At 66.4% G+C, this 19178-nt stretch carries 14 protein-coding genes; 9 read left to right on the top strand and 5 right to left on the bottom strand.

The features are described 5' to 3' along the window. Positions 1-200: 200 nt before the first annotated feature. Positions 201-377: a CsbD family protein gene (locus CFB50_RS32870; protein WP_012328536.1), complete on the top strand. Its 177-nt coding sequence runs from the start codon at positions 201-203 to the stop codon at positions 375-377. Positions 378-493: 116 nt separating this feature from the next. Here the strand turns inward: CFB50_RS32870 and CFB50_RS32875 are convergent, their stop codons facing one another. Then, positions 494-829, bottom strand: coding sequence for a hypothetical protein (locus tag CFB50_RS32875; RefSeq protein WP_012328537.1), 336 nt, complete (start codon positions 827-829; stop codon positions 494-496). Between the two features lie 527 nt (positions 830-1356). Between CFB50_RS32875 and CFB50_RS32885 the strand changes: the two genes are divergently transcribed. Next, positions 1357-1629, top strand: a complete 273-nt coding sequence (locus tag CFB50_RS32885) for a hypothetical protein (protein WP_089448656.1) — start codon at positions 1357-1359, stop codon at positions 1627-1629. A gap of 52 nt (positions 1630-1681) precedes the next feature. Continuing rightward, positions 1682-1861, top strand: a complete 180-nt coding sequence (locus tag CFB50_RS32890; RefSeq protein WP_080001072.1) for a hypothetical protein — start codon at positions 1682-1684, stop codon at positions 1859-1861. A gap of 64 nt (positions 1862-1925) precedes the next feature. On the opposite strand, the gene CFB50_RS32895 is transcribed toward CFB50_RS32890, so the two are convergent. The 4 genes from CFB50_RS32895 to CFB50_RS32910 all read right to left on the bottom strand — a co-directional run bounded on the left by CFB50_RS32895 (position 1926) and on the right by CFB50_RS32910 (position 12712). Further along, positions 1926-3107 (bottom strand): DesA family fatty acid desaturase, encoded by a 1182-nt coding sequence (locus CFB50_RS32895; protein WP_089448657.1) that lies wholly within the window; start codon positions 3105-3107, stop codon positions 1926-1928. An 88-nt stretch (positions 3108-3195) separates the two neighbouring features. Continuing rightward, entirely contained in the window at positions 3196-3396 is a 201-nt protein-coding gene (locus tag CFB50_RS32900) for a glycine zipper 2TM domain-containing protein (protein ID WP_226248737.1), read from the bottom strand. A 179-nt stretch (positions 3397-3575) separates the two neighbouring features. Continuing rightward, on the bottom strand, positions 3576-12200 hold the full coding sequence (locus tag CFB50_RS32905; RefSeq protein WP_089448658.1) for a GH36-type glycosyl hydrolase domain-containing protein: 8625 nt from the start codon (positions 12198-12200) through the stop codon (positions 3576-3578). 59 nt (positions 12201-12259) lie between these two features. Then, positions 12260-12712: a type II toxin-antitoxin system HicB family antitoxin gene (locus CFB50_RS32910; protein WP_089448721.1), complete on the bottom strand. Its 453-nt coding sequence runs from the start codon at positions 12710-12712 to the stop codon at positions 12260-12262. A gap of 327 nt (positions 12713-13039) precedes the next feature. Here CFB50_RS32910 and CFB50_RS32915 point away from each other — a divergent pair, with 327 nt between their 5' ends. The 6 genes from CFB50_RS32915 to CFB50_RS32940 all read left to right on the top strand — a co-directional run bounded on the left by CFB50_RS32915 (position 13040) and on the right by CFB50_RS32940 (position 19124). Then, positions 13040-13912: a slipin family protein gene (locus CFB50_RS32915; RefSeq protein ID WP_089448659.1), complete on the top strand. Its 873-nt coding sequence runs from the start codon at positions 13040-13042 to the stop codon at positions 13910-13912. Between the two features lie 833 nt (positions 13913-14745). Continuing rightward, positions 14746-15555: a diaminopimelate epimerase gene (gene dapF / locus CFB50_RS32920; protein WP_089448660.1), complete on the top strand. Its 810-nt coding sequence runs from the start codon at positions 14746-14748 to the stop codon at positions 15553-15555. Continuing rightward, on the top strand, positions 15552-16436 hold the full coding sequence (locus tag CFB50_RS32925) for an RNA polymerase sigma-70 factor (protein ID WP_089448722.1): 885 nt from the start codon (positions 15552-15554) through the stop codon (positions 16434-16436). The genes dapF and CFB50_RS32925 overlap by 4 nt, the downstream gene beginning before the upstream one ends. 166 nt (positions 16437-16602) lie before the next feature. Next, entirely contained in the window at positions 16603-17622 is a 1020-nt protein-coding gene (locus CFB50_RS32930; protein ID WP_089448661.1) for a LysR family transcriptional regulator, read from the top strand. Positions 17623-17827: 205 nt separating this feature from the next. Continuing rightward, positions 17828-18583: an SDR family oxidoreductase gene (locus CFB50_RS32935; protein WP_089448662.1), complete on the top strand. Its 756-nt coding sequence runs from the start codon at positions 17828-17830 to the stop codon at positions 18581-18583. Between the two features lie 25 nt (positions 18584-18608). Continuing rightward, positions 18609-19124, top strand: coding sequence for an Ohr family peroxiredoxin (locus tag CFB50_RS32940; RefSeq protein ID WP_069252740.1), 516 nt, complete (start codon positions 18609-18611; stop codon positions 19122-19124). The last annotated feature ends 54 nt before the right edge of the window (positions 19125-19178 follow it).

The raw sequence follows: 19178 nt of genomic DNA on the forward strand, positions 1-19178 counted from the left end.
TCGATGCAATCGCCGCCCGCATGCATACGCTGGCGCACCGGCGGCGATCCGCGTACGGCATCGTACCGACTTCCATCGCGATTGCGCTCAGTGTGTCTTCGGGCGCACCGGTTGTTCCGCGTAAAGCGCCCGATACGACGCTTCGATGGTTCCAGGTTTCGTACCGATCAAGCAGGCGACCCATGTCAAGGAGCAGTGTGATGAACAGGGATCAGGTGAGAGGCCGCATCGCGGAAGCGAAAGGCAGACTGAAGGAAATGGTCGGCAGGATCATGGGAAATCGATCGACCAGAATGCAGGGCACGGTCGAGCAGGTCGTCGGAAAGACACAAGCGTCATTCGGTGACGCGAAAGAGCAATTCAGGAAGCGGCCGTAGGGGGTTCGCGCGAACGGTTCCGTAGCGCCGCGCGATCGGGCAACGTGATGCGGATTCACTGGATGTTGACCGCGCGTGCAGGCAACATCCGGCGATACCCGCTTCCCGACTGACCGTCACGATGCCGCAATGCGTCGGGGGTGGTCGCCATGCGCAGCGGCAAGCGGCTTGTGCTGCTCGTTTCCCACGCCGGGAAAGAACGCGTCCCACGCGTCCCGGACACCTTTCGCCGCGGTCGCATCTGCGGTCGCATCCACTGCATCGCCCGACTTGGCCGGATCGGAGCGCAAGCCTCGCCAGCGCGTAAAGGTAAGCATCGGCTTTTCCGTCCATTCGCCATCGCCAAACTTCGCAAACGCCGTGTTGCCGCTCACCAGTCGCACTTCATACCATCCGTCGCGAACGGGCGCGTATTGGTCCAGCGCAAACCATCGTGTAGATTGGGTTTTCATCATTGCCTCATGGATCCATGAATCGTTGTGCAGGACAAAATCCGGTCTCGCCTGGTCGACGCATGCGCGCTAGTCCGCACACCGATTCAGCCACAGACGGCCTGCCGCCGTCATGTTGATCGAACCGCCGGTGCGCGACTCGTATGCAAGCCCGTGAGCCAATAGTTCAGCGGCTATGGCGCGTGGAATATCAGCCTGGGAATCCGGAATTCGATCAAGCGATTTGAGGGTCTCGACGACCTCGAGTGAAAGTGGGATGCACATGGCGGCCTCCTCGGTGTTGAGTTCATCGTGAACCGGAAGACGCGCGTCGGTCTGTACGGTATCGACTATTTGGAAGCAGATTCTTCCGCAACCGCACCGCAACCCGGTGATTGACCCGCATTGAAAATATGATTCGGCATCCGATATTGTTATTGCGAAACCATGGTCGAGCGCGCACACTGAAGATACCTGCCGGTTTGTTGCCAAGGCATCGGCGCCCTTGAATCCTTCGGCGCCAACCGTTGCTCTGTCAGGAGCAAATCATGACCATCCCCACGCTCGAATATCGCGGACATGAACTCCGCGTCTATTCACAAATGCTTTTCCCGCCGTTCGGCGATCCCCACGCTCCCGGCCCGAGGCGTTTTGCTTCAATCGTGCGCATCGACACGATTCCGGCTACCTCCGCAACGGCACCGCGTTACTCGACCATTTTCGAGCATGGCGCTCCGCAAACGGCGGCGCTCGCACTCGACCTGGCGATGCAATTCGGCAAGGACATCGTGGACGGCAAGATCGCCCCTGCGGCGATCTGATTCGTCCGCCGCATCCGGCCCGACGCGAGCACACCTCACTCAGGAGCAATCCATGAAATATCACTCAGGCACCTCAATCGATCGGCGCGATGACGCGACCCGGCAAAAGCAGCGGGATGATCTGGCCCGTGCCGACGTCGAACGCGCCGAAAAGCGCATCCGCCAGGATGCCGGCATCAATTCCAATGCAAGCAAGTGGCGTTATTCGCACCCAGACAATCGGGCGAGATGAGCGGCGCTTGCGCCGCACACTGTGGCATGCCGGTCCCGCATGGTGGGTCACCGGCGTGCCGGGATCACGCATACCGGCGCAGGCGCATCGAGAAATCGGCAATCGCCTTGATACCGCTCTGCTCCGCGCAACGGCACCAATCCTGCAACTGAACCAGCAATTGCTCGTGCGACGCGTGCGACCACGTCCATAGCTCGAGCAACGCCTCGTACATATCGACGTACACGCGCATTCGCCGATTGGCATTGGGGCTCGTCAGCGCCCGCAGATCGGGCTTGCCTCGATGGCCCCAGGCCTGGCGCAGCCAGCGTTTCATGGCGAGCGCGAACGCGCGCTTGTCGTCGCGGCTCATGTCCTTCATGCGGCGCAGTTCCCGCCGGCAGGCGGGTTCGAGCATGCGCGCATAGGCGGCCATCACCGCATGGCGGTTGCGGATAACCGCTTGCAGCGTTGCATCGTCGACCACTGCCTTGTTCGGAAGCAGGCGCGGCTTCGTTGCGAGTCGCCGAACGGTCGCCAGTCTCAACGCCGCCAGCAGGCGGATGTACAGCCAGCCGATGTCGAACTCGAACCATCGGTTCGACAGCCTCGCGGACGTCACGTATGCGTGGTGATTGTTATGCAGTTCTTCCCCGCCGATCAGGATGCCCAGCGGGAAAATGTTGGTGCTCGCATCGAGCGTCGCAAAATTCCGATACCCGCTGAAGTGGCCGCAACCGTTGACTACGCCGCCGGCCCAGAACGGAATCCACATCATCTGGATCGCCCACGCCGCCACGCCGGGGAGCCCGAACAGCCCGACGTCGATCACGGCGAGCAGCCCGACGCCGAGATTCGGATAGCGGGCATAGACGTGGCGTTCGAGCCAGTCGTCGGGCGTACCCGATCCATACCGGCGCAGCGTCTCCTCGTTCCGCACTGCCTCCCGGTACAGTTCCGCGCCGCGAAGCAGCACGGTCGCGAGGCCACGGGTTCGCGGGCTATGCGGATCCTCCGGGGTCTCGCTTCTCGCGTGATGCTTGCGATGCACCGCGACCCACTGCAGGGTCAGCATGCCGGTCGTCAACCACAGCCAGAACCGGAAAAAGTGGCTGACGCACGGGCGCAGATCCAGCGCCCGATGCGCCTGACAGCGGTGCAGGTACACGGTCACGCTGATGATGGTGACATGCGTGAGCGCGAACACGACTCCCGCAAGCTGCCACCAGGACAGCCTCAGCTCGCCGTTCAGGAGAAATGCCGACATACCGGTCGCACTCCGGGTCACGCATGTATCCGCGCGCGCTTCGCCGCGACGGCGAGTGCGCGTGCCGATTCCCTGCCCGTCGGCCGGCCTATTTCCCGACCTGGTTGCCGACAACGCCGCCGACGGCCGCGCCGCCCACCGTGCCCAACGCACTGCCGCCCGTCAGGACCGCGCCGGCGACGCCACCGACACCCGCCCCGATCACGGTATCCGTTCCGCGGCGAGACATACCGCCGCAACCCGCCAGCACGACGATCGTCAACGTGACGATCGCCATCTCGACTGCCATGGAATGTAGCTTTCTCATGATCATCCCCTCGGGTTGCCGCCGCGCCGTCCGATCCGGCACGACGCACGGAAGCCCATGCGCTGACATCCCGATGAAATTCGGGACGTCGGTTCATGATGGGCGGTGAATCGCGCGCAGTCCGTCCGCTAACGTACCGGCCCGGATGCCGCCCCGTCGCCTCACAGAAGCACCGCTTGCGCCGCCCCCAGCGTCACGACCACGCTGTGACGCCGACCGTCGTCCACGAGTCGCACCATCGCTTCTCCGGCGGCGAGCCGCACGCCATCCACGACGAGGCGGGACACGCCGCCGCTGACGTCGTCCGGATTCTCGACGACGATGTCGTAGTGCGACGCCCCGTGGCGCAGCGTTGCCCTGAAGCCCGGCCAGGATCGCGGTATGCACGGTTGAATGGACAGCATGTCGCCATGCCTGCGCAGGCCGAGCAGGCCTTCGACGCCCGCACGATAAAGCCAGCCCGCCGAGCCGGTGTACCAGGTCCATCCGCCGCGGCCGACATGCGGCGCGACCGAATAGACGTCGGCCGCGACCACGTACGGCTCCACCCGATAACGATTCGCGCCGCTGCGCGTGCGGCTGCGATTGACCGGATTGAGCAGCGCGAACAGCTTCGCGGCGCGATCTCCGTCACCCATTTGCGCAAACGCAAGCACCGACCACGTGGCCGCATGCGTGTACTGGCCGCCGTTTTCCCGGATGCCCGGCGGATAGCCCTTGATATAGCCAGGATCGACCGGCGATCGATCGAACGGCGGCGCGAACAGCAATGCCAAGCCATCGTCGCGGCGGATCAGCCGCGCCTCCAGCGCGTCCATAGCCTGCGCGGCGCGCGCCGGGTCCGCCGCGCCCGACAGCACGCTCCACGACTGCGCGATCGCGTCGATCGCACATTCGGCGTTGCCGGCGGAGCCGAGCGGCGTACCGTCGTCGAAGTAGCCACGCCGATACCACTCGCCATCCCACCCCGCATCGGCAAGCGCATCGCGCAACGCGCCGGCGCGCGTCAGCCAGCGCGCCGCCAGTTCGCCCGCGCCGCGCGCCGTGGCGAGCGGGGCGAACGCCGTGAGCGTCGCATGCAGGAACCACCCGAGCCAGACGCTTTCGCCCCGCCCGGCCTCGCCAACCCGGTTCATGCCGTCGTTCCAGTCGCCCGTGCCGATCAGCGGCAGGCCATGCTCGCCGACCTGCGCGAGACTCGACTCCAGCCCGCGCACGCAATGGTCGAACAGCGACGCGCTCGTTTCCGAGACGCGCGGGATGAAGAACGCGTCGTGCTCGTCGGCGGCCAGCGGTCGCCCGTCGATGAACGGGATCGACGCATCGAGAATCGCGCGGTCGCCGCTGACGTCGACGTAGTGCGCAACCGCATGGGCGAGCCAGACGCGATCGTCGGAGATCCGCGTGCGTACGCCGCTGCCGCTTTCGGGCAGCCACCAGTGCTGCATGTCGCCCTCGGGAAACTGGCGCGCCGCCGCCCGCAACAGATGCTCGCGCGTCAGGGCCGGGCGGGCGACCGTGAGCGCCATGCCGTCCTGCAGCTGGTCGCGAAAACCGTACGCGCCGCTCGCCTGATAGAAGCCCGCACGCGCCCAGATCCGGCACGACAGCGTCTGGTACAGCAGCCAGCGATTCAGCATCAGATCCATCGCGCGATCGGGCGTTTCGACCTGAACGGCGCCGAGCGTCTCGTCCCAGAACGCCGTCACGGCGGCGAATATCGCGTCGAGATCCGCCTGACGGTAATGCGCGATCAACTGTCGCGCCGCTGCCGCATCGGCGCCTTCGCCGAGCAGCAAGACGATTTCGACGCTGCCGCCGGGTTCGAGATCGACCGTGGTCTGCAACGCGGCACACGGGTCGAGCCCGGCGCCGACGCGGCCCGACAACGGCGACGCGCCGGCCCTGCCCGGAAAACCGGCGGGATCGCTCAGGACGCCATTGCGGCCGATGAACTCGCGCCGGTCCGCGCTCCACGAGGTTTGCAGGCCGCATAAATCGGCGAACGCCACGCTGCCGCGATACACCTGACTCCAGTCGTTGCGGGCAAACATCGCGCCGGTCGGCGGATCGATCTCGCTCGCGGTGTGGGGCGCCGCGACGCTGCGCGGCGCCCCCAGCGCCCACTCCGCATAGGTGGCGACGGACAGCCGGCGGCGCCGACTCGACAGGTTGCGCAACGTCAGCCGGGAAATCTTGACAGGATCGGCCAGCGGCACGAACTGCAGCAACTCGACGGCGACGTCGGCGGCGGAATGCGCAAACCGGCTGTAGCCCTGGCCATGACTCGCCACGAAAGCGCTCGCGCTCGGCGCGTCGTCGCCGATCGAACCCGCCTGCGGCCCCCAGCGCACGCCCGTCTCGTCGTCGCGGATGTAGAACACTTCGCTCGGCGGATCGGTGACCGGGTCGTTCGACCACGGCGTCAGCGGATGCTCGCGGCTGTTCGTCACCCAGGTATAGCCGCCCCCCTCCGCCGATGTCAGGAAGCCGCACGACGGATTCGCGACGACGTTGACCCACGGCATCGGCGTGCATTGACCGGGCTGCAGGATCACGACGTATTCGCGGCCGCCGCGCGCGAAACCGCCGATGCCGTTGAAGTATTCGAGACCGGCGCCGGCCTGTGCGCCCTTCGGTGACGGATTCGCAGGCGGCAGCAGCGGCGGGCTCGCGGCATCCGGGCGCGCGGGCAGCGGCGACGCCCCGAGGCGCCGCAATTGATCCACCAGCCGGCCGTTGCGCGCGGCAAGCACGGCCCGCGCAACCGCCGGAAACAGCGCGCGCGCCGCCACCGCCATCAGGTCCTCGCGCAGCACGAAAATACTGCCGCGTCCGGCTTCGCCCGGCGGCTGCCGGGGCCGCACCAGCCCCTCGAGCGCCGCCTGCAAATCCTGCACATACGACGCCGCGCGCTCGTTGATGATGACCAGATCGACCTCGAGCCGCTTCATCCGCCAGTACTCGTGCGCGCGAATCAACTGCCGCACCATGGCGACGTGCTCGATGTCGTCGATCCGGACCAGCAGTATCGGCAGATCCCCCGATACGCCATGCGTCCATAACGGCGACGCGCCCACGCCGCCCGCCGCCGATACCGCCGCCGCATGGCGCAGCAGCGCCGCGGAGCCCGGCCGCATCGACGCATCGCTGTAGAGCATGTATCCGGCCAGTTGCTGGAACAACGCGGCCTCGTCGAGGCTCACCGCGCTGTGCCGCAGCTGCACCTGCGCCTGGGTCCACGCGAGCATCGCCGCACGCGCGAACGATTCGCCGTCGCGATGCTTGTCGACCAGATCGAGCAACTGCGCGCGCGAATCCGCGACGATGGTCCAGTAGACGATGCTCGCCTTCGCGCCCGGCTCGATGCGCAGTTGCCGCCGCAACGTGAACGCCGCGTCCAGCACCGCGCCTTCGGAAGCGCTCAGCGCACGCCGTTCGGTCAGCGCAAGCGGCAAGCGAACGCTGCGTCCGCGTCCGATGACACGCAATCGATCGGTATCGAATTCTTCCGCGCCGACGGTTTCGCCGGCAGTCACTGCCAGATGAGCGGCCCAAACCTCCGCCTCGTTCGGCGCGCGCTTGCGGCGCGTCGCCAGGATGGCGCCGGATGCCGGCATGTACTCGGTTTCGATGAACAGCTTCGAGAATGCAGGATGCGCGTGATCGGCGGCGGCCGGCGCGAGCACGATTTCCGCGTACGACGTGAATTCAATCACGCGCGGCCGGGTGCCCGTGTTGGCTACCGACACCCGACGCACCTCTGCGTCGTCCTCGGCGGATACCACCACCTCGAGCGACGTCGTCAAGGTGCCGTCGCGACGCACGAACTCGGCGCGATCCTCGGTGAACGTCACGTCGTAGCTGTCCGGCACCACACCAGTGGGCTGCCACGTGGCCGACCACACGTCGCCGTTCTCGGCGTCTCGCAGATACAGATAGCTGCCCCAATCGTCGCGCGTCGCGTCCTCCCGCCAGCGCGTAACGGCCAGATCGTCGCGACGGCTGTAGCCGGACCCCGCGGCCGTGAGCATCACGGCATAGCGGCCGTTGGACAGCAGATGCGTGACGGGGGCGGGATCGTTCGCGGACAGCAGGCGCCGCGCCACGCCGGCATCGATCCCATGCATCCTGCCGGCGGGGCGCGTGTCGACCCGCGGCCGCCCTGCCGCGACCCGGCCCGGCACCCGCTCCTGCAACAGCAGTTCGGTGGCTCGAACGGCCGGTTCCGCATGGAAGAAGGTACGAATGCGCCCGCCCAGCAACGCATTGGCGATCGCCACGATCGACATGCCCTGGTGATGCGCCATGAACGCCTGCACGATGGCAACCGGCACGCCTTCCGGCACGCGCGCGGGCGTATAGTCGAGCGCTTCGTAGAAGCCGAAGCGCCCGCACGCGCCGGCCGTGCGCAGCCGTTCGAAGTTGCACGCGGCGGCATGCGGCGCGACCATCGCCGCCAGCGCGGTCGCATAGGGCGCGACCACCAGATTCTGGTCGAGATCGCGCTTGAGCCCCAGCTCCGGCACGCCGAAGCTCGAGTACTGATAGGTCAGCTCGATGTCGCGCGTGTTGTACGCCGACTCGGACATGCCCCACGGCAGCCGCAGCCCGTCACCGTAGGCGATCTGCCGACGCACCACCAGATGGTTGGTCCGCGCGAGCAGGCTGCTGTCCGGCGCGCGCATCACGAGCGACGGCATCAGGTATTCGAACATCGATCCCGACCACGAGACCAGCGCGGCGCCGTGCCCGATCGGCGTCGCCAGGCGGCCGAGCCGGAACCAGTGGCGCGCCGGGACATCCCCTTTCGCGATCGCGACGAAGCTCGCCAGGCGAGCCTCCGACGCCAGCAGGTCGTAGTTGCCCGGATCGCGCTGGCCGTCGGCCACGGCATAGCCGATCGAAAGCAGGTTCCGCACCGGGTCGAGCAGAAAGCCGAACTCCATCGCATAGGCCATCTGCAACGCGGAATCGGCCAGCACCTGAAGACGCTTGTTCAGCACGTCCGCTTCGTCCGGCGTACGCGTCGCGTCACGACAATGCCCTTGCACCCCGTGCTCCAGCGCCTGCGCCCAGAACAGCACGTCGTCGACGTCGCCGCCCCGCACCCGGCCGACCTCGTCCATCAGCGCGCGCGCGACGTCGGCGACTGTCGCAGCGAGGATCGTGATCGCGTTCCATTCCGTCGCGGCGCGGCCGTCCGTCGCGGCGAGCGTGTCCTCCAGTTCGGTCGCGGCCCGCTCGAATTCGCCGTGCAAGGCCGTCCGGGCGTCGCCATCTCGGCACACGGCCTTGCGCAACAGCGCCAGCGTATCGCCGATCCCTTCATGCGCGGCCTGCCATCCCACGCCAGCGGGCTGATTCGCCCACGCCCGGCAACCGTTGCCGAGCGCGATCAGGTGCCCGGCAAGATTGCCGCTGTCGACCGACGATACATACCGCGGCTCGAGAGGCCGCAGGTCGCGCGTGTCGTACCAGTTGTAGAAATGGCCCCGATAGCGCGACATCAGCCGCATCGTCGCGAGCGTCGCCTCCAGCCGCGACACCGCGTCCAGCGTGCCGAGCCAGCCGAACTCGCGGGCGCTGACGACGGACAACAGGTACAGCCCGATATTGGTGGGCGAAGTCCGACGCGCACAAACGGGCTTCGGGTCCTCCTGGAAATTGTCCGGCGGCAGCATCTGATCGTCCGCCGTCACGAACGTCTCGAAATAACGCCAGGTCCGGCGCGCGTCGCGCCGCAGTTGACGCGCATCGTGCGGGGTCACCGCCAGTTCGCCCGCCGGCCGTGGTGCACGGCTCAGCCAATACGCGATCGCCGGCGCGGCGAGCCAGACGAGTGCGAACGGCACGGCCAGCCAGCCCGTATGACGATCGAAGCGCCAGCCCGCCGTCAGGCTGGCAGCCGCGGCAAGCAGCGCGAGCGTCACGCCGCCGCGCATTTGCAGATAGGTGGACGCGAGGGTCCGCCGGTCGCGCGCGCCCGCTGCGGCCGCTGTCGTCCATTCGAGCAGGTGGCGACGGCTGATCCCCAAGCGAAACAGCGTACGCGCGATCGCGTCGCCCATCGACCACGCCTGCTGCGGCAGCATGACGATCGACAGGCCGAACCGCGTCAACGCGAAGCGCAGCTCCATCGACCACGCATGGAGCACGCTGCGCGTCGTCATCCTGACATGCGTGCGCCGCCAGCGCGGCACCAGTCCGCTCAATACGGGCAACAGGAACGGCAGCGCGATCGTCACCAGCACGAAGGCGCTCCAGCCGAGCGATACGGGAAGCGGCTGCATCCATCCGGCCAGTAGCGCGATCAACATGGCGGGCGCCGTGAGCGTGCGGCGCAGGTTGTCCAGCATCTTCCAGCGGCCGACCGCCGTCAGCCGTTCATGGCCGGAAATCAACCAAGGCAGGAGCTGCCAGTCCCCGCGCGCCCACCGGTGCAGGCGTCCCGCCGCGACGTCGTAGCGGGACGGCGACGCTTCGACGACCTCGACATCCGACGCCAGCCCGGCCCGCGCGAAAATGCCTTCGAACAGATCGTGACTGAGCACCGTGTTCTCCGGCACGCGGCCGGCGAGCACCGCCTCGAACGCATCGACGTCGTAGATGCCCTTGCCCGCATAGGAGCCTTCGTCGAACAGGTCCTGGTAGACATCCGATACGGCCGACACGTAGGGATCGATGCCGTGCGCGCTCGACGACACGCGCTGGAACAGCGACCCCTCGTCGCCGCTTGCGAGGGACGACGTGACGCGCGGCTGAAGCACGCCGTAGCCTTCGACGATGCGCCGGCTCGCCGAATCGAATACCGGCCGGTTGAGCGGGTGCGCCATCTTGCCGACCAGGCGGCGCACGGTATCGCGCAGCAGCCGCGTATCGGCATCGAGCGTGATCACGTAGCGCACGTCAGGCGGCACGCGCGGCGGCCTGCCTGCCAGCGCGACGAACGTCGTGTCCGACGCCCCGCGCAGCAACCGGTTCAGCTCGTGCAGCTTGCCGCGCTTGCGCTCCCAGCCCATCCAGCACCGTTCGCCGTCGTTCCACACGCGCTTGCGGTGCAGCAGCAGAAAGCGCTCGCCCTCGCCCGGCGCCGCCGGATAAAGTCGATTCAACCGGTCGATACCCGCCGCCGCGGATGCCAGGAGCCCGTCGTCGCTGTCTGCGTGCGGGGTGGGCGCGTCCACCCAGTCGGAGAGCAAGGCGAAGTAAAGCGCGCCGTCTGGGCTCGCCAGGTGATGAATTTCCAGTTGCTCGATCTGCTCGCCGAGCGCCGCTTCCGTCGTCAGCAGCACCGGCACGGCGACCATCGTGCGCAGGCCCGGCGGAATGCCGTCGAGCAAGGCGAGGCCGGGCAGGATCTTCGCACCGACATCGCGCATCACGCTGCGATTGACGAGCGCGATCGCGGTATCCAGCGCGGGTAGCAGGCCGGCGACGCCGAGCCAGATCAGCCAGTGACCGGGCGGCTCGATGCGAGTGAGCCACGCCAGCATGGCCGTGAGCAGCAGTGCCGCAATCAGCCCGATACGGCCGAGATAGCCGCCGAGACCGGCGTGGCGCGTCAGGCGCCGCAACCACAACGCAACGGGCGGCCGATAGCCGATCTCCGCCTCGAACGCGGTGCGGCCGTCCGCCAGCAGGTAGTAACCGGGGTCCGTCTCGCGGGCCGGCACCGCGCCGCCGGCCGGCACGCGGCTCGCCCCTTGCGCCGCTGCATCCGCGACGACGCGGCGAGCAATCTCGAGTTCGCTGACAGGCGCGCCGCGGGCAAGCGCTTCCACCGCGTCGCGATACAGGTTACGCGTGGGGAAATCCATCTCCGCGAAGCCCGGATGGCTGCGCAGCACCTGATCGACCAGGCTGATGCGCTCGAACAGATCGGTCCAGTCCACCTCCGAAATCAGCCGCATGCTGGTGATCACGTTGCGCACGGTCAGGCTGGCGGCGCCCTGCTGATGGTTGACGGAGGCGACGATCTGGTCCGGCGTCGCGCCGCGCGCCGCCAGGTGCCGATGCAGCCACGCCAGCGCCGGCGCGACGGCCGGATCGGGATCATGCAGCCGCTGAATCAGTTGCACCGCGAACGCATCGTGCAATACGGCCTGCTCATAACGGGCGACGAGCGGCTCCGTTTCCACCCGTGCCTGCCCGCGTTCGCCGAGCAGGCGATCCGCGAGCGCGTCGGCGTCGAGTCGCGCGTGCCGATCGTCGATGATCTGGTCCGCGAGCCGCCGCAGGTTTTCGATCAAGACGATCCGCAGCGTGATCGCCACTGCCCACAGTTCGCCGATCGTCAGCGGTTCCACGGCCTGATAGGCGAGCATGAAGCGGCATAGCATATCGGGATCGAAGCGGCTGTCTGTATGGGCGACGAATGACCAGTTGATCTCGAATACGCGCGGATACCCGGCAAACGGCCCGTTGCCGAGCTTGGGCAGTTGCCGGTAATAGCGCGGGGAAAGATCGTCGCGGATCTGCCGCACCTGCTCCGCGACAAGATAGTAGTTGTCGAGCAGCCACTCCGCTGCCGGCGTGATTTCCTCGCCGCGCGCATCTGCGGCCACCGTGTTCCGGTACGCCTTCAGCAGATGATCCGCGTTGTCCTTCAGCCGCGTCGCCAGAGACGGGCCAGAGGGCGCCCCGGGAAGTACCTTCTGCGCACGCGCCAGACTGCCCGCATGCTGCGCAAGCCGTTCATCGCCGAAGAACTCCTCGCGAATCGGCCGTGCATTGCTCCATGGCGATGTCCGGCGTCGCGAAACACGCGCAACGTGAATCTTCAACGCACCTTCTCCCAATGACCGCACCACCCGTCCGGCGTCATACCCGGTGCGTCGCACCATCAACCCGCTTCCGACAGCGATTTCGCGACGGGTTCGAAACGCACGTCGCGATGCTGCGCGGATCGATCGGCGGCGTTCGCGCACGCCATCGACACGAACGCATCGCGAGTCATGCGCAGCGCGCTCGCCGTCATGTCGATGTCGCGCACGATGCGCTTCGGCAGGCACAGCGCGATCCGCACGGAATTCGAGGTCACGCCGGTCAGGTCGATATCGAAGAACCGCCAGATTCCGTTACCCCGGTCGACATCCGACGCCTGCAATATCGCCATGTCCGTGGTCGGCGGCGGCACGAGACGCGCGGAGCGGTCATAGCAGGCCATGACCTGTCGCGCCGCAGCCGCCTGCAACTCGCCATACGAGTCACCCTCCACATCGATTTCCGGAAAATCCGGAAGCGCGCCGCGATAGCGGGGATTCCCGTGATGCGTGATATAGACCGGATATTTCATGAACCGCTCCCGACAGAAAATGACGACGAACGTCATCATGCGTCGCGGCGGCCCGACGAGTCGGTACGCTGAAGAACAGTCTGCGGGGCACGTTTCGTGGTGACCTGCCCGCCGTTCACACCCCGGATCGCCCGATGCCTCGCCACCCGGTCAGTCAGGCACAACGCGCTCGATCGAGGTACGGCACCGTACCGATCGGCACTGCAATGGCGCGCACACTCACATCAAGGGCCTCTGTCCCTGTTGCCAGAATGCCCAAGACGACCTGGGTGCGGCGTGCTTCATCGCTCATCCGGCAGGTCGTTGTCACCCAAACGGAGCCTCACCATGAATCCCATCACACTCGTTTTATCGGCTGCGTTCGTCCTCGCGGCATTCGCCGTCGGCGCGTGGGGCTACCTGTATCTCGCGGTCTCCCTTTTTATCGTCGCGGTCCTGATCGCGTTGTCCGTGCGGGTCGCCAACGTCTGGGAAAAGTTCGTGATCCTTCGGATTGGCAAGTTGCAAAGCGTCAAGGGTGCCGGTTTCTTCATGATCATTCCAATCCTGGACAATGTTGTCGCGATCATCGACGAACGTATTCAAACCACCGCCTTCAACGCCGAACAAGCGCTGACCAAAGACACCGTTCCTGTCAATGTCGACGCCGTGATTTTCTGGCACGTCCATGACGCGCAGAAAGCCGCGCTCGCCATCACCGACTACCGGCAAGCCATTGACCGCGTTGCGCAAACCTCACTGCGGGAAATGATTGGGGCATCGATGCTGGCTGCATTGTTGTCGGATCGCAAGGCGGCCGACATGCACTTGCGCGACGAGATTGGCAGAAAGACCGTGGAATGGGGCGTGACCGTCCGCTCGGTCGAGACCCGCGATGTCGCGATCCCGGTCGCGCTGCAGGATTCGATGTCGCGCCAGGCGCAAGCCGAGCGCGAAAAGCAGGCACGGGTGATCCTCGGCTCGGCGGAGGCCGAAATCGCCGCCAAGTTCGTCGAAGCGTCGCAGGTCTACGAAAATCATCCGGGTGCGCTTCAGTTGCGGGCGATGAACATCATCTACGAAACGACGAAGGAACGCGGCGCGACGATCCTGATTCCCAGCGCGATGGTGGACAGCCTGAATCCCGTGCTCGCGCTTGCGATTGCCGGGCATGACGCGGCGGGCGCCGCGCCCGTGCCTTCGCTCAAGACAGCGGCGTAATCGCTAGCTCGTATTCACTCCCCTGCGACGCCTTGCACAGATCGCCCGGACATTGCCAGAACGGGGTACACCTACAATTTGATGGCGAGTCTGTTGTGAATACTCCACCATGGGCAGGAGGCAGAAATCGCTTTACCACGTTACAACGCGGGGATGGTCGCGGCGAAGGTCAGTCCGACACTCATTCCAGATCGGCCGTCGATCCTGATATAGCATCGATTGCTGAACCTGCGTGAACGTGTCATGGCAAGAAGGTAGTGGCCGCGCTCATATCGCAAAGGCTGATCTTCGAATTGCACCTGGTTCGTCACCGAGACGGTGCCGCCGACGCGCCACGCGACTGCTGCTACGAAGTTCGCCTGGTTCGCGTCGGCAACTGACCCGACATGCGCCGCGATGACGGTGCATCACCTTGCGGGAGACTCGCGCGCTTTCATTTCCTATTAACGGTTGGTTTGACGGTATGCCTCGAACCCGCCGGCATGGCACCCAGACAACAACCATTTGATTTTAAACCAATATTTAGTGGGGGCGGGTCGCAAACCCGCATGCAGTCTAGAGCGCTCTAACCGGAGAACTCCACGGAAATCAAGGTTACCCCCACCTGGATCAAAACATGCAGCGCAGGAATAGTTACAAAATCACTAATATCGCTTGGAAAAAGCACAATTTCTTGCAAAATATCTCTCCGGAAAGTTGTTCTCGAAATCCCGCAGTCGCCCTATTGGCGGAGTAGTGGCGAGAACAAATTTATGCAACCCATCGTCGTGCGCCGATTGATCGCGAACGGCGAGCCACGTACAGTGTTCGCCTGCCCCTCTTCCGGAACTGTCATGTCGCTCGGATTTCAGAAGATGAACGCGAATGGCGATGACTTCGCCATCGTCGACCTGCGCGGTCAGGATCAGGATCAAGCGCAGCACATCGCCCCCGATCTGGTGCGGCGCATGGGCGACCGGCGTTGCGGCATCGGCTTCAACCAGCTCGCGGTCGTGTCGGACTGCGACGACGCGGCGGCCCGCGTCGCGTTCTGGAACGCGGACGGCACGCCGCTCGACACCTGCGGCAGCGCGACGCGCGGCGTCGCGTGGCAGCTGATGCGGGAAACCGGCCTGTCGTCGCTCGTGCTGCGGACTCCCCGCGGGTATCTCGTGTGCTCGACGGAGGCGAACGGCCTGATCACCGTCGAGATGGGCAGACCGCTCACCGGCTGGCGCGACGTGCCGCTCGCCGAGGCACTCGACACGCTCGCGCTGCCGCTGCCCGGCGCGCCGGCCGCGTGCAACATGGGCAATCCCCATTGCACGTTCTTCGTCGACGATCTCCGCGCGCTCGATGTTGCGGCGCTCGGCCCGGCCATCGAAACCCATCCGCTGTTTCCGCAGAGAACCAACGTGCACTTCGTTCAGGTCATCGATCGCACGCATGTTCGCCTGCGCATCTGGGAGCGCGGCGGCGGCGTGCCGCTCGGTTCGGGATCGTGTTCGTGCGGGGCGGTCGTCAATGGCATCCGGCGCGGGTTGCTCGACGAGACCGTTCGGGTCGAGTGCGACGGCGGCGACGTGACGGTGCGCTGGGACGGTGCCGGCAGCGTGCTCCTGAGCGGGCCCGTCGCGTTCGGGTTCAGCGGGGTGTGGCTGTGACGGCCGACGACGCACACACGTTCCAGGCACTGCGTCCGCGCCTGCAGAAGATCGCGTACCGGATGCTCGGCTCCATCGCGGACGCCGAGGACATCGTGCAGGACGTCTGGCTGCGCTGGCACGACACGGCACGCGACGGGATCGAGAACGCCGAAGCGTGGCTCGTCGCCGTCACGACACGCACGTCGATCGACCGCCTGCGCGCCGCGAAGCTCCGGCGCGAGCAATACACGGGGATCTGGCTGCCCGAGCCGGAACTCGACGCGTCACCGGCCACGCCCGAGGAAATGATCGAGCGCGCGAACGACGTGTCGGTCGCGTTCCTGCTGCTGCTCGAACGGCTGACGCCGGAGGCGCGTGCCGCCTTCCTGCTGCATGAAATCTTCGAGATCGACTACGACCGGATCGCCGACGCGATCGGCAAGACCGAAGCCGCGTGCCGGCAACTCGTCAGTGCCAAGGCGCGGCTGCGCGACGACGGCTCGCCTCGCCACGCGGTGCCGCGCGAAACGCACCACCGGTTGCTGCAGACGTTCTCGCACGCGCTCGCGCAGGGCGACTTCCCGTCGATCCAGGCGCTGCTCGCCGAAGACGCGATCCTGATCGGCGACGGCGGCGGCAAGGTCCGGAGTGTCCCGAGGCCAATGGTCGGCAGCCGGCGTGTCGCACAACTGTTCTATGCGACGTGGCTGCGCCACGGCAGCGGGGTCGAGATGCGGTCCGTCGTGCTCAACGGCCAGTGGGCCATGCTGCGCTTCATCGACGGACAGCTCGACGCCGCGATGTCGTTCGAGACCGACGGCACGCGCATCGTCCGGATTCTCGTGCAGCGCAACCCCGACAAGCTCGCCCGGATCGCGTCAACCTGCACCGCCGGTTGACGTGCGCGCATCGCGCGCCATCGAAGCGCGTGCCCGTGCCCGTGCCGGAAAAATAGCCTGCCCGCCCACCGCCGCGTCCCTTTTTTAAAAAAGATCGCGGACGGTGTCACAGGCAGCTGTGCTGAAACGTCTAGTCGCGTATGGACACCACGATTCCAGCACCTTCATGTCAGATACTTCCATCCGCCGCCCTGACGCCGACGATCCGTTTGCACGCAGCTTCTCGACCTGCTACGCCGGCGTGGTCACCTTCCTGGCCGTCGTCACCGAAGGCAGCTTCGCCCGAGCCGCAGATCGCCTCGGCGTCGGCCGCTCGTCGGTCAGCCGCCACGTGCAGCGGCTCGAGGACCGGCTCGACGCGCGCCTGTTCCAGCGCACGACGCGCAGCATGTCGCTGACGCGTGAAGGCGAACGCTTCTATGAAAACTGCCGGCCCGGCATCGAACATCTCGCGCAGGCGATCGAGGACATGCGCGAGCTGCGCAGCGGCCCGCCGAGCGGACACCTGCGGATCGGCTCGACGCCCGGCTTCGGCCGCAAGATCATCGCGCCGCTGCTGGGCGATTTCCACGCGCAGTATCCGGACATCACGCTCGAACTGCTGCTGAGCGACCGGCCGGCCGATTTCTCCGCCGACCGCATCGACGTCGCGTTTCGCGACGGCCGCATGGAAGATAGCGCGATCGTCGCGCGCCAGCTGATTCCGATGCAGATGATCGTCTGCGCGTCGCCGTCGTACGCGCACCGGCACGGCTTGCCGCGTCACGTGGACGAGCTTGCGCAGCATCGCTGCATCAACCTGCGCACCGCATCGGGCCGCGCGACGGAATGGGAATTCAAGGTCGACGGGCTGGCGCAGCAGCGCCAGCTCGCCGCGCATCACACCTTCAACGACATGGATCTGGTCGTACGCGCGGCGCTCGACGGGCTCGGCATCGCGCAACTCCCCGCGTACCAGGTGTGCGACCTGCTCGCCGACGGGCAACTGGTGAGCTGCCTCGGCCAGCACGCGCCTGACGACGGCGGACACTATCTGTGTTACCTGAGCCGCAAGCACCTGCCGACGCGCATCCGCGTATTCATCGACTACATGATCGAACAGACGCGCGCACGCGACCTGCAGTGCCTGACGACGATGACCACGATGACCACGGTGACGACGGCGCCGCTGGAGACGATCGATTGATGCATTCGAAGCAACACCGTGAGCACCTGCGTGGCTCTACCGGATCGCGCGGCATCTGCCTACGATGCGGGCTGATCGAACGGCGTGCGGGCATCGCGGCACGCCATTCGGCACGGTGCCGGTGCACGCGCGCGATTGCGATGCGCGCCGGCCTCGACCGATTCAGGCGGCGCGCCTCCCGCGCGCCCGTTCAAGGAGAGCAATCGTGAAGATCGTCGTGATTGGTGGTACCGGCCTTATCGGCAGCAAAGTCGTCAGGAACCTGATCGCGCGCGGCCACGACGCCGTGGCGGCAGCGCCGTCGACCGGCGTCGATACGATCACGGGCGCGGGGCTGGGTGACGCGCTGGCGGGCGCGGACGTCGTGGTCGATCTCGCGAATTCGCCGTCGTTCGACGAAGCGGCCGTGAAGGCATTCTTCGAGACGTCGGGGCGCAACCTGTTCGCCGCGGAGCGCGCGGCGGGCGTGCGCCACCACGTCGCGCTGTCGGTGGTCGGTACCGACCGCCTGCAGCAAAGCGCATATTTCCGTGGCAAGTTCATTCAGGAAGACCTGATCCGCGCAGCGGGCGTGCCTTACACGATCGTGCGCTCGACGCAGTTCTTCGAATTCGTCGGCGCGATCGCACAAGCGAGCGCCGATGGCGACACCACGCGGCAGCCCACCGCGTTCTTCCAGCCGATCGCATCGGACGACGTCGCGGCCGCCGTCACCGATGTCGCGCTCGGCGCACCGCGCAACGGCATCGCCGAAATCGGCGGCCCCGATCGGGTGCGGATCGCCGACCTGGTCGAACATTTCCTGAAGATCACCCACGACCCGCGCACGGTGGTCAGGGACGCGGGCGCCGATTACTTCGGCGCGATGCTGCAGGACGACACGCTCGTCCCCGCGCCCGGCGCGCGCCTCGCTGCGACAACCTTCGATACGTGGTTTCAAAAGAACCAGCCCGCGCGCTGAGCCGCACCGCAGGATCGCACACGCCATGACGCCGCTACGGCCGCCGCCGCTCACGCTGCTCGACAAGTATCGCGGGCGGGAACCGCAGACGCTCTATTCGACGACGGTGACCGTCACGGGTGGGGCGACGGAGCATGGGCGCGCATCGGGTGTCGCGCGTTCCGACGACGGCTGCCTCGACGTGGCGCTGCGCCTGCCGTCCGCACTGGGTGGGCCGGGCGACGGCCCGAACCCGGAACAGCTGTTTGCCGCGAGCTATGCGGCGTGCTTTCACGGTGCGCTGAGCCTGCTCGCCACGCGGGCCGGCGTGTCGATCACCGGCGCGTCGGTCAGCGCATCGGTCGACTTCTGCCGCGATCCGGTGGATGGGCTGTTCATGCTGAACGCGAACATTCGCGTGCAGCTGCCGGGCGTCGAGCGCACGGTGGCGGAAGAACTCGTCCGCAATACCGAGCGCTTCAGCCCTTATACGAAGATGGCGCACGAAGGCATCAGCCACGTCGTGGCGCTCGCGCCACCGGACGATCCGTCGAACGGCTGAGCGCAAATGGAATACCCGGCGCGTTGCGCGCCGGGCATTGCCAATCCGTGCTGG

The organism is Burkholderia sp. AU33423 (assembly GCF_002223135.1).
GTDB lineage: Bacteria > Pseudomonadota > Gammaproteobacteria > Burkholderiales > Burkholderiaceae > Burkholderia > Burkholderia lata_D.

Bases quoted from the DNA above. Each gene is read 5' to 3' on its own strand.
- CFB50_RS32870 (WP_012328536.1), top strand. From the start codon at position 201: ATGAACAGGGATCAGGTGAGAGGCCGCATCGCGGAAGCGAAAGGCAGA.
- CFB50_RS32875 (WP_012328537.1), bottom strand. From the start codon at position 829: ATGAAAACCCAATCTACACGATGGTTTGCGCTGGACCAATACGCGCCC.
- CFB50_RS32885 (WP_089448656.1), top strand. From the start codon at position 1,357: ATGACCATCCCCACGCTCGAATATCGCGGACATGAACTCCGCGTCTAT.
- CFB50_RS32890 (WP_080001072.1), top strand. From the start codon at position 1,682: ATGAAATATCACTCAGGCACCTCAATCGATCGGCGCGATGACGCGACC.
- CFB50_RS32895 (WP_089448657.1), bottom strand. From the start codon at position 3,107: ATGTCGGCATTTCTCCTGAACGGCGAGCTGAGGCTGTCCTGGTGGCAG.
- CFB50_RS32900 (WP_226248737.1), bottom strand. From the start codon at position 3,396: ATGGCAGTCGAGATGGCGATCGTCACGTTGACGATCGTCGTGCTGGCG.
- CFB50_RS32910 (WP_089448721.1), bottom strand. From the start codon at position 12,712: ATGAAATATCCGGTCTATATCACGCATCACGGGAATCCCCGCTATCGC.
- CFB50_RS32915 (WP_089448659.1), top strand. From the start codon at position 13,040: ATGAATCCCATCACACTCGTTTTATCGGCTGCGTTCGTCCTCGCGGCA.
- dapF (WP_089448660.1), top strand. From the start codon at position 14,746: ATGTCGCTCGGATTTCAGAAGATGAACGCGAATGGCGATGACTTCGCC.
- CFB50_RS32930 (WP_089448661.1), top strand. From the start codon at position 16,603: ATGTCAGATACTTCCATCCGCCGCCCTGACGCCGACGATCCGTTTGCA.
- CFB50_RS32940 (WP_069252740.1), top strand. From the start codon at position 18,609: ATGACGCCGCTACGGCCGCCGCCGCTCACGCTGCTCGACAAGTATCGC.